This window comes from Labrys neptuniae (genome assembly GCF_040797145.1).
In the GTDB taxonomy this organism is placed as follows: domain Bacteria; phylum Pseudomonadota; class Alphaproteobacteria; order Rhizobiales; family Labraceae; genus Labrys; species Labrys neptuniae.
In genome coordinates this window covers 173,643-187,302 of the sequence record NZ_JBFNQD010000009.1, presented here as the reverse complement: position 1 = coordinate 187,302, position 13,660 = coordinate 173,643, and the positions used below count along the sequence as shown (strand labels likewise).

At 64.9% G+C, this 13,660-nt stretch carries 13 protein-coding genes; 6 read left to right on the top strand and 7 right to left on the bottom strand.

The window, feature by feature from the left end; genetic code table 11:
* Window positions 1–40 precede the first annotated feature (40 nt).
* The gene (gene modB / locus ABXS05_RS23630) at window positions 41–739 is read right to left on the bottom strand and encodes a molybdate ABC transporter permease subunit (RefSeq protein WP_311943818.1); all 699 of its coding nucleotides are present in this window, start codon (window positions 737–739) and stop codon (window positions 41–43) included.
* A 442-nt stretch (window positions 740–1,181) separates the two neighbouring features.
* Here modB and ABXS05_RS23625 point away from each other — a divergent pair, with 442 nt between their 5' ends.
* Entirely contained in the window at window positions 1,182–1,541 is a 360-nt protein-coding gene (locus ABXS05_RS23625; protein ID WP_367625575.1) for a winged helix-turn-helix domain-containing protein, read from the top strand.
* 22 nt (window positions 1,542–1,563) lie between these two features.
* Here ABXS05_RS23625 and ABXS05_RS23620 read toward each other — a convergent pair whose 3' ends face one another.
* The 3 genes from ABXS05_RS23620 to ABXS05_RS23610 form a co-directional block, all read right to left on the bottom strand.
* Complete coding sequence (locus ABXS05_RS23620) at window positions 1,564–4,422, bottom strand: M16 family metallopeptidase (protein WP_437178693.1); 2,859 nt, start codon at window positions 4,420–4,422, stop codon at window positions 1,564–1,566.
* A gap of 203 nt (window positions 4,423–4,625) precedes the next feature.
* Window positions 4,626–4,994: a hypothetical protein gene (locus tag ABXS05_RS23615; RefSeq protein WP_311943813.1), complete on the bottom strand. Its 369-nt coding sequence runs from the start codon at window positions 4,992–4,994 to the stop codon at window positions 4,626–4,628.
* A 173-nt stretch (window positions 4,995–5,167) separates the two neighbouring features.
* Window positions 5,168–6,532 (bottom strand): polyhydroxyalkanoate depolymerase, encoded by a 1,365-nt coding sequence (locus ABXS05_RS23610; RefSeq protein ID WP_367625574.1) that lies wholly within the window; start codon window positions 6,530–6,532, stop codon window positions 5,168–5,170.
* Window positions 6,533–6,709: 177 nt separating this feature from the next.
* On the opposite strand from ABXS05_RS23610, the gene ABXS05_RS23605 reads away from it, so the two are divergent.
* From ABXS05_RS23605 to ABXS05_RS23595, 3 genes are all read left to right on the top strand, one after another.
* Window positions 6,710–7,609 (top strand): sugar phosphate isomerase/epimerase family protein, encoded by a 900-nt coding sequence (locus ABXS05_RS23605; protein WP_367625573.1) that lies wholly within the window; start codon window positions 6,710–6,712, stop codon window positions 7,607–7,609.
* Between the two features lie 377 nt (window positions 7,610–7,986).
* The gene (locus ABXS05_RS23600) at window positions 7,987–8,868 is read left to right on the top strand and encodes a beta-keto acid cleavage family enzyme (protein ID WP_311943808.1); all 882 of its coding nucleotides are present in this window, start codon (window positions 7,987–7,989) and stop codon (window positions 8,866–8,868) included.
* Window positions 8,865–9,401: a thioesterase family protein gene (locus ABXS05_RS23595; protein ID WP_367625572.1), complete on the top strand. Its 537-nt coding sequence runs from the start codon at window positions 8,865–8,867 to the stop codon at window positions 9,399–9,401. Before ABXS05_RS23600 ends, ABXS05_RS23595 begins: the two co-directional genes overlap by 4 nt.
* Before the next feature lie 153 nt (window positions 9,402–9,554).
* Here the strand turns inward: ABXS05_RS23595 and ABXS05_RS23590 are convergent, their stop codons facing one another.
* Complete coding sequence (locus tag ABXS05_RS23590) at window positions 9,555–10,109, bottom strand: c-type cytochrome (protein ID WP_311943803.1); 555 nt, start codon at window positions 10,107–10,109, stop codon at window positions 9,555–9,557.
* A gap of 215 nt (window positions 10,110–10,324) precedes the next feature.
* Between ABXS05_RS23590 and ABXS05_RS23585 the strand changes: the two genes are divergently transcribed.
* Together ABXS05_RS23585 and ABXS05_RS23580 are read left to right on the top strand one after the other, a co-directional pair.
* The gene (locus tag ABXS05_RS23585; RefSeq protein ID WP_311943800.1) at window positions 10,325–11,059 is read left to right on the top strand and encodes a 3-deoxy-manno-octulosonate cytidylyltransferase; all 735 of its coding nucleotides are present in this window, start codon (window positions 10,325–10,327) and stop codon (window positions 11,057–11,059) included.
* A gap of 3 nt (window positions 11,060–11,062) precedes the next feature.
* Window positions 11,063–11,926, top strand: coding sequence for a prephenate dehydratase (locus ABXS05_RS23580; RefSeq protein WP_367625571.1), 864 nt, complete (start codon window positions 11,063–11,065; stop codon window positions 11,924–11,926).
* A gap of 89 nt (window positions 11,927–12,015) precedes the next feature.
* Here the strand turns inward: ABXS05_RS23580 and nudC are convergent, their stop codons facing one another.
* Window positions 12,016–12,972, bottom strand: coding sequence for an NAD(+) diphosphatase (gene nudC / locus ABXS05_RS23575; protein ID WP_311943796.1), 957 nt, complete (start codon window positions 12,970–12,972; stop codon window positions 12,016–12,018).
* 23 nt (window positions 12,973–12,995) lie between these two features.
* Entirely contained in the window at window positions 12,996–13,412 is a 417-nt protein-coding gene (locus ABXS05_RS23570; protein ID WP_311943793.1) for an HIT family protein, read from the bottom strand.
* Window positions 13,413–13,660 lie beyond the last annotated feature (248 nt).

Here is a 13,660-nt window from a genome sequence, read left to right as displayed (position 1 = left end):
TTCCCGCTGTCCATTGCAAGACCGAGAGGCGGGCTCGTCCTCAGCCCTGCGCCGCCTGCCCGAGCCGCGAGCGGGCGCGCCGGGCCATCGCCTCGGAGATGATCAGCGCGCCGAAGGCCATGATCACCGAGACCAGGGTCAGGCGGATCACGGTGCCCTCGCCATAGGGATCCTGCAGCGCCGTATAGATCGCGGCCGACAGGGTCTGCGTCTCGCCGGGAATGTTGGAGACGAAGGTGATGGTGGCGCCGAACTCACCCAGCGCCTTGGCGAAGGCCAGCACCATGCCGGCGATGATGCCGGGAATGGCGAGGGGCAGCGTCACCGTGACGAAGGAAAAGAAGGGATTGGCCCCGAGCGTGCCGGCCGCCGATTCGAGCCGGGGATCCACCGCCTCGATGGCGAGGCGGATGGCGCGCACCATCAAGGGAAAGCCCATTACGGCGCAGGCAATGGCAGCCCCGGTCCAGCGGAAGGCGAAGACGATGCCGAGATGCGAAGCGAGGAAGGAACCGATCAGGCCGTTGCGCCCCAGCATCACCAGCAGGACGTAGCCGGTGACCACCGGCGGCAGCACCAGCGGCAGATGGACGAGGGCGTCGAACAGCGCCTTGCCGGGAAAACGCCGGCGGGCGAGAATCCAGGCGGCGGCGACCGCGAAGGGCAGCGAAATCACGGTGGCGAGACCGGCAATCTCGAGGCTGAGCCACAGGGCCGTCCATTCTTCAGGCGAAAGCACGCCCCGCTCCTTCACCTATGCCCGACTACGCTATATTCTCCTGAATAGGGCGCTTCGCCTGCGATCGCAATCACACCCTCTGCCCTTGGAGCAAAACGCGTTGAGGTGTGAAGGCTGAATTGCTCCAATTCTTTGTTTCGACGCGCCTTTGCGATTCCGTGACTCCGTCGTAATTACGCAGGGATGAGCCGCCCCTCACCCTTACCCTCTCCCCGCAAGAGGCGGGGAGAGGGTGACTTCGACCGGCCGTCTCATGCTGGAAACGCGCCATCTCGCCCGACCGTGGGGCGAGATGAAAGGCTGGAGGAGCATTCGCGACGACTGCGCCCCCTCGCCCCGCCTCTTGCGGGGAGAGGGTAAGGGTGAGGGGCTACGTGACCTCAAAGGCAAGGGGGAGCAATTACACTCCGCCAAATCGAAAAACGCTCTCAGGAGACCGATCATGTCCGGCCCGCCCGTCATCCGCCTCAAGATCGCCTTCGACGAGAACGCCCGGCTCGGCCCGGGCAAGATGGACCTGCTGGAGGCGGTGAAACGGGCCGGCTCGATCTCGGCGGCGGGCCGCGAGCTCGGCATGTCCTATCGCCGGGCCTGGCTGTTGCTCGACGCGGTCAACACCATGTTCGGCCAGCCCGCCATCGAGACCTCGGCCGGCGGCAGCCATGGCGGCGGCGCGCGCCTCACCGCCTTCGGCGAAGACCTGCTGGCCGCCTATCGCTCGGTGGAGACCGAGACCGCCAGGCTGGCCGAACGGGCCTTTGCCGACCTGGTGCCAGCCAGGAAGGAACAGGCCCGCGCCTGATCGACGTGTCTTGCCGCGAGCCTCAGCGCGCTGCGGCAACCCCGGCCGGCAGTACCGTCAGCTTCCAGACGCTGCCGGGCTTGAAATAGGTCTGGGCAAAGACGCGGATATCCTCGGGGCCGACCTTGTCGTAGCCGTCCTGGCCGGCGCGGATCAGATCCAGGCGCCGCGGATCGGTCTGGCTGCCGCTCAACTTGCCGAGCCAATAGTCGTTTTCCTGTCGCCGGCGCCGGATCGTCTCGATCTTCGGGGCCCGGGCGCGGGCAAGTTCGTCGGCGGAGACGGGCTTGTCCGCCAGATCCGCGGCGATCTTGTCCACCAGCGCATAGAAGGAAGCGACCTTGGCCGGCGTGGTCTCGACCATGGCATAGACATAGCCGAAGCCCGGCAGGGAAGAAGACAGGTCGACCGAGCCCTGGGGAGAGTAGGTCGCTCCCTCGGCAATGCGGAACTCGTCGATCAGGCGATTGACCAGGATCGAGCTGGCGAGGTCGGCCGTGAAGCTGCGCGGGATGTCCGACAGCATGTCGCCGACCGGTATGGCCACCAGCACGGCGGCATTGTCCGGACGCCCGGAATGGGTATGAACGACCGGTTCGGCCGTGACGGCGGGAAAGGCTCCGGCCTTGTCGGCGACCGGTGCCTGCGGCGCCGGACGGGACGGCAGGGCACCGAAGGTCGCCGCGACTTCACGGATGGCATCATCCACGCCGACATCGCCGACAATGGTGATGTCGAGGGCGCCCCCGGCAAAGACCGGTGCGAACAGGTTCTGGAAATCCTCGGGTTTGGCCGCCAGCAATTGCGGACGGTCGGGGAAGATCCAGCGCGGATCGCCGGAATGGATCAGCCCCTGGAAATCCCGGCTGACCACCACGCCGGCCGTCGCCTCATATTGCGGCAGATTGGCGAGATAGAGCTGGCGGATCCGCTCGAAGACCTCCGGCCGCCAGGCAGGATCGGAGGCGTAGGCGGCGAAGATCTGCAGCTGGGTGGCAAGGTCGGCCGGGCGGGTCGTGCCCTCGAACTTGAAGGCATTGTCCTCCAGCGAGAAGCCGATGCTGGCGATCTTGGGCGCCAGCACCTTCTGCATGTCGTCATAGTCGATCGCCTTCAGGCCGGAGAGTTCGACCGCCTGGGCGGTCCAGGTCGGGATCGGCCGGTCATGCGGCAGATCGAGCCGGCCGCGGCCGATATCGAGGCGGACCTGGATCTCGTCGGCCCGGAATTTGGTGGGCTTTACGGTAAGGCGGGCGCCATTGGCGAAACGCACCATGGTCGCGCCGATATCCTCGACGGTACGGCGCTCGACGATGGTGCCCGGGTTGCCAAAATTCGTGTAGGGCCAGGCCACTGCCGCGGCATCGGCCGGCGCGGTCACGGCAACGGACTGCGACTGCGCATAGGCCTTCTCGACCGCGGCCGGTTCCGGCGGTTCGGCGCCCTGCAGCACCAGGCGCGGACCGCTGCCGGAGAACAAGGCCTGGACAGCCTTGTCGACCTCGGCGGCGGTCAATCCCTTCACCATGCGCTCGAACAGAGCGAGATCGTCGGCCGGCGAGGTGAAGACCTTGCTTTCATCGACACTGTTGGCGAGCATCGCGGCAAGATCCGGGCTGGTGCGGGTCGCCGCACCATCGGCCAGCGATTGCAGGGCGGAACGATATTCCGCCACCTCGCGGTCAACCTCGGCCTGTTGCGCGCCGAACTGCACGAGACGGCGCTGTTCCTGGTCGAGCGCGGCCAGGCCCTTGTCCCAGGCCCCGGCCTCGACATCGGCGGACAGCAGGCTGGCGCGGGCCGATTCATAGAGGTCCTGCAAGCCGACATCGGCGGCGATGAAGGGCGGACTGGCCTTGCGCGACAGGGCCTGGAGGCGACGCTTGAGCACGGACAGGCCGACATATTCGATCGCGGTCTGCCGCCGCTTGGCATAGCTGTCGGGCGCGGCGTCGAAGGGACGGATCCAGCTGAGATAGATCTTGGTGTTGGCGCCCGGAACCTTGACGACATCGGCGCCGACGCCGCGCTTGAGCGGCTGGCCCAGATCCGGCTCGGCCACGGCAGGTCCGACCGGCTTCCAGTCCTCGAAGCGTCGGCGGATCTCCGCCTCCATGGCGGCGGGATCGATGTCGCCGACCACCAGCAAGGTCGCGCGGTCCGGGCGGTAATTGGCCTGGTAATAGGCACGCAGCCGCTCGATGGGAGCGGTGCGGATGATCTCGGTCTTGCCGATCGGGGCGCGTTCCGGCACGCGCTGTCCGGCGAGCAGGACGTTGAACAGGCCCATGACGCTGCGATAGCCGGGCGTGTCGCGCAGGCGCTCCTCGGAGAGGACGACGCCGCGCTCGCGATCGAGGGCGGAGGCACTGAGCGTCAACTCGCTCGCCGTCTCGCGCATCAGCATCAGGCCGGTGGAGACGGTATCGGCATCGACCTCCGGCAGGTCGAGCGCATAGACCGTCTCGTCATAGCTGGTATGGGCGTTGGTGTCGGCCCCGAAGGCCAGCCCCTTGCGCTGCAGGATGCGCACCATCTCCCCTTCCGGCACCCGGGTCGAACCCTTAAAGGCCATGTGCTCGAGCATATGGGCGAGGCCCTGCTGGTCGTCGGCCTCCTGCAGCGAGCCGGATCCGATGCGCAGCCGGATGGCGGCCTGCCCCGCCGGCGTGGTGTTGCGCATCACCGCAAAGCGCATGCCGTTGCCGAGCACGCCGAAGCGGATGCCGGCTTCCGGCTTGAGGTCGCTGTCGGCCTGCGGCCAGGCGGTGACCTTGGTCGCGGTTTCAGCTTGGGCGGAAAAAGGAGCGACGGACAGGCAAAGCAGGGCCGCCGCGATCAGGCGATGGGCAAGCCGCAGGCGCAAGATGGAATGGGACAAGCAGGATCTCTATGGGAGAGGAACAGATTTTGCCCGCGCACCATAGAGCAAAACGCGTTTGGACGGAAACGCTTGTTTGCTCTAACTCCTTGTTTCGACGCGTCTTTGCGATTCTTGGCGTAACCGCCAAATCGCAAAACGCTTTAGCATCATTCCCCAAGGTTGCGGCAACTCGCCGGCCCGGAGCGACAGATCCGTCGATGCTACTGCCGGCGAGGCGGATATTTCGTCAGACAGACATGCTTGGCGATCTTGTTCCGGGGTATGACCACCGCCGGCGTGGTGCCGGAGGGTTCGCCTTCGTCGGCATCCAGGGCATCCTTGAAGAAGCCGCTGTCATAACGCGTGGTGCATTCGTCATATTTATTGCAGACGGCGAGCTTGGTGCAGACGATCGCCCCGCCCTGCTCGTAGATGTAGTAGGTGGCGCTGGAATAAGGCGGGCGGGCATAGCGCTCGGTGCGAATGGTGATGTCGCCTCCGCCCTTGATGTAGTCCTGCGCCAAGGCGCCCGGCATGGCGCCGACGAGGCAAGGCAGGACAATCAGGACAAAGCCCATCAGTTTGCGCATGGGATCAACCGCCTCGCGTTTCGACCGTCTCCACCCCTATGCGGCCTCGGCGGACAGCCGTCAACGGACCGGTACACCGGCATGAAAGCCCCAAAAGTGCCGTCGGCTTCGCCATTGCGGCCATGCCCGGGACAAGTCCGGGCATGGCAAAGCAGCGCTTCAATCGAGCCCGGTCAGACCGAGACCGGCCGCACCGGGCCCTTGCCGCGCTTTGAATCCAGCGGGATCGGATCGTTGGTGCCGCGGCTCGTCGGCTTGGTCGGCGCCAGATTGGAGCGGATGAAGTCGGAAATGCGCGGCGCGATCTCGGCCCGGAAGCGCGAGCCGTTGAAGACGCCGTAATGGCCGACGCCCAGCTGGGTATAATGGGCCCGCTTGTCGGCCGGCAGGTTCACGCACAAGCCATGGGCCGCATGGGTCTGGCCGTGGCCGGTGATATCGTCGTTCTCGCCCTCGATGGTGAAGAGCGCGGTGTTGCGGATGGCGCCCGGATCGACAGGCTTGCCGCGATGGGTCATCTCGCCCTTCGCGAGGGCGTATTTGACGAACACGGTGTCGACCGTCTGCAGGTAGAATTCTGCCGTCAGGTCCATCACCGAGAGATATTCGTCATAGAATTCGCGATGCTTCTGGGCACTGTCGCCATCGCCGCGCACCAGATCGAAATAGAGCGTCTTATGGGCGTCGAAATGGCGGCTCAGATTCATCGTCATGAAGCCGGTCAACTGCAGGAAACCGGGATAGACGTCACGCATGAAGCCGGGATTGGGGAACGGCACCTTGGTGATGACGTTCGACCGGAACCAGTCGACACCCTTCTCGACGGCGACGTCGTTGACCTTGGTCGGCGAGAGGCGGGTATCGATCGGGCCGCCCATCAGCGTCATGGTCAGCGGTGCATAGGGGTCGTTTTCCGCTTCCATGCGGGAAACGGCCGCCATCACCGGCACCGAAGGCTGGCAGACGCCGATCACATGGGTATCGGGGCCGAGCACATGCAGCATCGAGATGATGTAGTCGATATAGTCGTCGAGATCGAAGCGTCCTTCCGATACCGGCACAAGGCGGGCGTCGGTCCAGTCGGTGATGTAGACTTCGTGATTGGGCAGGAAGGCCTCGACCGTGCCGCGCAGCAGCGTGGCGTAATGGCCCGACATCGGCGCCACGATCAGAAGCTTGGGGTCTGGGCGGTGATTGCCGCGAATGGCGCGGGAAAAACGCAGGAGATTGCAGAAGGGCCGGCGCCAGACGACTTCCTCGTGCACGGCGACACGCTCGCCGCCGACCAGCACGTCCTTGATGCCGAATTCAGGCTTGCCGTAACGGCGTGTAACGCGCTCGAAGACCTCGCAGGCCGCCGCAACCGACTTGCCCCAGGTGGTCATAGAAAAAGGATTGCCGGGATTTTCAAAAAACGCCCGAGTCGCATCGGAAAAGGCTCTAGTCGGGCCAAGCGCCGCATGAGTCGCTTCGTAGATGGTGTAGACGGGCGCGGAAATCGCGCCCAACCCCATCATGCCCTTAAGTTCTTCAAACATAGCACCACCAAACTACAGATTGCAGGTCCGTCGCTGAATGCTCGTCACGGATTTGTCATAGCAGGATTATTGCGACGCAACAAATATTCCGGAGTGTAGAAGCGATATCGTCAACAATCTGATACCGGCAGCGGGCAGGAAGCCTATGCTGCTCCGACACGACCAAGGGAGTTCGAAATGCCCACCCAACCCGCCCTCGGCCTGACCTCGCGCGAGGGCCAGCCGGATCTGTCCGACCTCGCCGCCAGGCTCGACGAGGTTGCCGATCTCGGCCTCGCTTTTATCGAACTACCCGCTTACCACTACGATCTCGTGCTCGCCGGGCGCCCGATGGCCTCGCGCGTCGCCGAATTCGAAGCCATATGCCGGGACCGCCCCTTCGGCTTCACCGTGCATGGCCCGCTGCCGATCAACTTCATGGCGCCGCCGGCGCTGCTGCCGCGCTTCCTGGAAACCACCGAGGCCTTCATCGAAATCGCGGCCCGCATCGGGGCGCCTCACCTCGTCATCCATGCCGGCATGATGCAGGCCGACGAGCGCCACGACGCCGAGAATGCGGCCGCCCGCCAGCGCGACTATCTCCGCCGGGCCGGCGATGTCGCGGCCGCGCATAATGTCGTTCTCTGCGTCGAGAACCTGTTCGATTTCGGCCCCTATGCAGCGACGCCGAGCATTGCGCGCCTGGCCGAGGAACTCGCTCTGATCGACCACCCGCAGGTCCGGGCCACGTTCGACTTCAGCCACGGCCTCATCCATGCCAGCCAGTATGGCTATGACTTCCTGGAGGAAGCCAAGGCGCTGGCGCCCTTCGCCAAGCACCTGCATCTGCACGATTCCTTCGGCCAGCCCGACCTGCCCTGGGTCTATGACAGCGCCGAGGCCAATGCCTTCGGCCTCGGCGACCTGCATCTGCCGCTGGGTTGGGGCAGCCTGCCCTGGGACGCCCTGGCCGAGCACTGTGCCTTTCCTGCCGAAATCATCGCCATCCACGAACTCAACGAGCGTTTCTGGCGGGACCGGCAGGAGGCGCTCGACAATGCCAGGGGCTTTGTAGAACGCCTGCGGACGGCGGACTGAGAAGGCGGACATCTCGTCCATAAGCGCTAACTTAAGGGTTGGGCGAGATGATCGAGCTGAAGGTACGGCTCCCCATGTGAGCCCCCTCGCCCCGTTCTTACGGGGAGAGGATACAGGTGAGGGGCTACGCAATACTTGGTTTTTCGAGGTCCGTGCTGCCCCTCATCCTTACCTTCTCCCCGTAAGAACGGGGCGAAGGGATGGCCGGCGTCGCGCCTCTCGCCTGAAGTTAGCGCCTATGGACGTCTCGTCCGCCCCTTGGAACCACCACATAAGCCGTCAAAGCGCCCCTGTCGCATTCTGCACCATGCCTGTCGCGACAGGTCACGTGCGTAAACGGGGCTGGCCTAACATCGCCTCTCCAGGGAGGAAGCACCGTGAATACCGACGTCATCATATCCTGCGCGATCACCGGAGCCGGCGACACCGTCGGCAAGCACCCGGCCATCCCGGTCACGCCCAAGCAGATTGCCGATTCCGCCATCGAGGCGGCCAAGGCGGGCGCCGCCATCGCCCATCTGCATGTCCGCGATGTCGACACCGGTAAGGCCGGGCGCAAGCTCGAACATTATCGCGAGGCCGTCGAGCGCATCCGCGATTCGGGTGTTGACGTGGTGATCAACCTCACCGCCGGCATGGGCGGCGACTTCTTCTTCGATCCGGCCAATCCGCGCACCGGCGGCGCCGGCACCGACATCGCCAATGCGGCCGAGCGCGTCGCCCATGTCGAGGAACTCAGGCCCGAGATCTGCACGCTGGATTGCGGCTCGGTGAATTTCGGCGACGGCCTGTTCATGGCCACCGGCGAGACGCTGCGCGAAATGGCCGAACGCATCCAGGCCGTCGGCGTAAAGCCCGAAATCGAGTGCTTCGAACTCGGCCATATCTGGCAGGCCAAGGACCTGATCAAGCGCGGCCTGATCGATGCCCCGCCGATGTTCCAGCTCTGCCTCGGCATTCCCTGGGGCGCGGAAGCCACCACCGAGACCATGGTCGCGATGCGCAACCACCTGCCGCCGGGCGCCAACTGGGCCGCCTTCGCCATCGGCCGCATGCAGATGCCCTTCGTGGCCCAGTCCATGCTGCTGGGCGGCAATGTCCGCGTCGGCCTGGAGGACAATATCTGGCTCGACCGCGGCGTGCACGCGACCAACCAGTCGCTCACGGCCCGGGCCAAGGAAGTCATCGAGCGCCTGGGCGGACGAGCGCTTACCCCGGCGGAAGCACGCGACAAGCTCGGCCTCAAGAAGCAGAAATGAGTCGGGTCACCACGCCCAACGAGGGCAGGCCCTTCGAGGGTTGGGATCGGGCCAAGCCGATCCCGGCCCCTTTGGCCTTGCACCGCACGCCGGTGGTCGAGGCCTGGACCGACTATAACGGCCACATGACCGAGAGCGCCTTCCTGCTGGTGTTCGGGGATTCCTCGGACGCCTTTTTCCGCATGATCGGCGTCGACGAGGCCTACCGTGCCGCAGGCTCCTCGATCTACACCATGGAAACGCGGATCCGGAACCTGCGCGAGGCCCATATCGGCGATCCCCTGGCGCTGACGCTGCAGCTCATCGACCACGACGCCAAGCGCCTGCATATCTTTCATGCCATGACCAACGAGGCCAGCGGCGAGGTGCTCGCCACGGCCGAGCAGATCCTGGTGCATGTCGACATGCAGGCCGGACGCTCCTCGCCCTTCCCGCCCGAGATCGCCGAGCGGATCGAGGCGATCGCCAAGGCGCATGCCGGCCTGCCGGTGCAAGCCACCGTGGGCGTACCGCTGGGCATCCGGCGGAAATAGAGGCTGCACGGCCCATCCCAGCAAGACGCGACCCGCCTTCTCCCCTTGCGGGAGAAGGCTGATCGCGGCTCATTCGGAGAGATCGAGATCACATCACAGCAAAAAGCCGGGCCCAGGGCCCGGCTTCGGTATTTCTGACAGGAACGCCGCTGCTTACTTCGGCAGATCGATCGGCTTGTCGCTCTTGGAATTGAGATAAGCCAGGATGTCGGCGCGATCCTGCGGCTTGGGCAGGCCGGCGAAGGACATCTTGGTGCCCTTGGCGAAGGCCTGCGGGCTCTTGATGAAGTGGTAGAAATCGTCCGGCGTCCAGGTCTCGCCCTTGTCGTGCAGCGCCTTGATGGCATCGGAATAGGCGAAGTCCGACTTATGGCCCTTCGGGCCGCCGATCACGCCGAACAGGTTCGGGCCCACGCCGTTCTTGCCGCTCTGGTCGTCGGTGTGGCAGGCCGCGCATTTCTTGAAGATGGCGGCGCCCTTTTCAACCGAAGCCTTGGCGACCAGCTCGGCCAGCGGCGGATCCTGGGAGGCGGCAGGTGCCTCGGCCGTGGCGGCAGGCGCGGCGTCGGCGAGTTCGTAGCCAGCCTTCTCCGGTTTTTCCTGCTTGAAAATCTCCTCGGCGACGATGCTGAGTCCCAAGGTCAGCATCAGCGTGCCCAGGACTGCGCCGGCAATCTTGTTCAGTTCAAACGATGACGACGAACTCATCCCCGGCTCCGACTCGAGATCAATCTGACGAAAGGCACAAGATGCCCCCGCACCTATAGCCTCAAACACAAACTCCGATAGCCGCTCTGTCAAGCGGCAAACCGCATGGGACCCTCTATCCGGTTTGACCGGTAGTTTGCAACTCGTATAAATCGCGCGCGCTTGCTACTTTTCGCCGCCCCGCTCCGGAAGCGGCTGTTCAGAGGCTGTTGTCCTTGTCCCATCCCCTCATCCTGATCCCCGCTCGCATGGCCTCGACCCGCCTGCCGGGCAAACCGCTCGCCCCGATCGCAGGCGAAGCGATGATCGTGCATGTCTGGCGCCGGGCCTGCGAATCGCGCCTGGGCCGGGCGGTGGTCGCCACCGATACGGCCGAGGTGGCCGAGGCGATCCGCGCCGCCGGCGGCGAAGCGGTGATGACGCGGCCCGACCATCCCACCGGCTCCGATCGCATTTACGAGGCTTTGAGCGCCATCGACCCCGAGGGCCGGCACGACACCATCATCAATGTCCAGGGCGACCTGCCGACCATCGAGCCGGAGACCATCCGCGCCGTGTTCGGCCCGCTCTCCAACGAGGCTGTGGATATCGCCACCCTCGCCGCGGTGATCACGCGCGAGGAGGAGAAGACCAATTCCAGCGTGGTGAAGGTGGTGGGCACGCCGATCGAGCCCGGCGTGCTACGGGCGCTGTATTTTACCCGTGCCACCGCGCCCTGGGGCGAGGGCGAGCTCTTTCACCACATCGGCCTCTACGCCTATCGCCGGGCCGCGCTGGAGCGTTTCGTCACCCTGCCTCCTGCCCCCCTGGAGCAGCGCGAGCGCCTCGAACAGCTGCGGGCCTTGGAAGCGGGCATGCGCATCGATGTTGCGGTCGTCCCTGCCGTGCCGCTAGGTGTGGACACGCAGGAAGACCTCGATCGCGCCCGCCAAATTCTCGAAAGAACCTAGCGTATGACTGAGTCCAAGCTGAAAGTTTCGTTCCAGGGCGAGCCCGGGGCCAATTCCCATATCGCCTGCAACAATGTCTATCCCGATGCGGAGGCGCTGCCCTGCCCGACCTTCGAGGACGCCTTCAATGCGGTATCCTCCGGGGAAGCGGACCTCGCCATGATCCCGATCGAGAACTCGGTGGCCGGGCGCGTCGCCGACATCCACCATCTCCTGCCGACCTCGGACCTGCATATCATCGGCGAATATTTCCTGCCGATCCACCACCAGCTCATGGCCGTCCCGAGTGCGAGCCTCAAGACCATCCGCACGGTGCACAGCCATCCCCAGGCCCTCGGCCAGTGCCGCATCACCATGCGCGGGCTCGGCCTCACGCCGGTGACCGAAAGCGACACCGCCGGCGCCGCCCGGCTGGTGCGCGACTGGCAGGACCCGGGCAAGGCCGCCCTCGCCTCCACTTTGGCCGCGGAGATCTACGGCCTCGATATCCTCAAGCCCGATGTCGAGGACGAGCCCTACAACACCACCCGCTTCGTGGTGCTGTCGCGCGAGCCCGACTGGGTGCCGGTCGGCCAGGGGCCGACGGTGACCTCGCTGATCTTCACGGTGCGCAACCTGCCGGCCGCGCTCTACAAAGCGATGGGCGGCTTCGCCACCAACGGCATCAACATGACCAAGCTGGAGAGCTACATGGTCGGCGGGCATTTCTCCGCCACCCAGTTCTATGCCGAGGTCGACGGCCATCCCGAGGAGAAGAACCTCAAGCGCGCCTTGGAGGAACTCGGCTTCTTCTCGACCAAGATGCGCATCTTCGGTGTGTTTCCGGCCGATCCGGCCCGCGACGACCACGCCCCGCCGGCAGAGTAATATCCCTGGGACCGCCGGCTTCCAGCCGGCTCTTCTCATAACGCGCATCGCTTCCAAGAGCCGGCTGGAAGCCGGCGGTCCCAGGTTTTCTACGGCACCACGGCGCCGCCCTTCTCCGCGAATTCCTTCAGGAGGTGATGAGCGATCGCCATCGGCTTGGGGGCGTTGAAGCCGGCGGGATGCTCGTCGAGCAGCATCTGCACCACCTCCTCGCGCGTGAACCAGCGCGCATCCTCCAGTTCCTTGATATCGACATTGATGTCGCGGCCGGTGGCGCGGGCAAAGCAGCCCACCATCAGCGAGGAGGGGAAGGGCCAGGGCTGGGAGGCGAAATAACGCACATGCGAGCAGGCGATGCCGGACTCCTCCAGGATCTCCCGGCGCACCGCGTCCTCGATGGTCTCGCCCGGCTCCAGGAAGCCGGCCAGCGCCGAATACATCTTCTCGGGAAAGCGGGTCTGCCGGCCCATCAGGCAGCGCTCGCCATCGATGGCCAGCATGATCACCACCGGGTCGACGCGGGGAAAATGCTGGGTGTTGCAATTGGCGCAATCGCGCCGCCAGCCGCTGGCGGTGATCCGGGTCTCCTGGCCGCAATTGGCGCAGAAGCGATGGCGCTGGTGCCAGTCCAGCACTTCCTTCGCGGTGGAGAGCTCTCCGAGGATCTCGGGCGCCACCAGCCCGCGCATGGCGAGGGAGCGCAGATCCATCGCCTCCACGTCCGGGCGCCAGGCAAGATCGTCGATCAGCCCCTTGTCGAAAGCCCGGGCGAAGACGGCGCTACCATCCGGCTGCAGACCCAGGAATATGATTTGCCGACTATCTTTGAAGGACTCGATCTCCTCGCGATCGAACAGGGCCTCGTGGGCGCCGTCGCGGATGCGCAGGAGCGGGATGTCACCGGAAAAGGCGAAGAAGCGGCAGGACGAGTGTGCCAGCTTGTCGGCAATGAAGGCTTCGTCCTCGCGCTGGCCGGAGGCGCGATCGAGCGGATTGAGCGAATAGGCGATGGCGGCGGAACGGTCGAACAGGGTATGCAGGCTCATGGCAATGTCTTCCGGCAAGATCTTCATGAAATCGGGAGCAATGTACGAAGCTGGCTAATCAAATCGGCGGCGACAGCCTCGGCATAGGGCCGGGCCGGCACCTGGCCCCAGATGGGTTTCGGCCAGGCGGGATCGCCTTTGAAGCGTGCGATGACGTGGACATGAAGCTGCGGCACCATGTTGCCGAGAGCCGCGACATTGAGCTTGTCGCAGCCCGTGAGAGTCTTCAAGGCCTGCGAAACCGCGGCGATCTCCTGCATGAGTACCACCCTGTCCGCCTCGTCGAGCTCGATGATCTCACTGATGTCGGCCCGTTTGGGGATGAGGATCAGCCAGGGAAAGCCGGCATCGTTGGACAGGCGCAGATGCGAGAGGGTGAGGTCGCCGATGGGAAGGGAGTCCCCGGCGAGCTGGGGATGCAGGGTGAAGGCGGGGGGCATGGCGATTCGCGCAATGGGAGGACTTGTCCGCCATTTCTATCCCCAGAGCATGGCGGTTCCAAGGGCGGACGAAATGCTTATCGGCACCAGAAGTAAGGGGTGGGCGAGATGACACAGGTAAGAATAAGGCACAACACTTGCGCCCCCTCTCCCCGTTCTTACGGGGAGAGGATGGAGGTGAGGGGCTAAGCCATGCGATCAATTTGCAACGGCGAGCCGCCCCTCATCCTTACCTTCTCCCCGTAAGA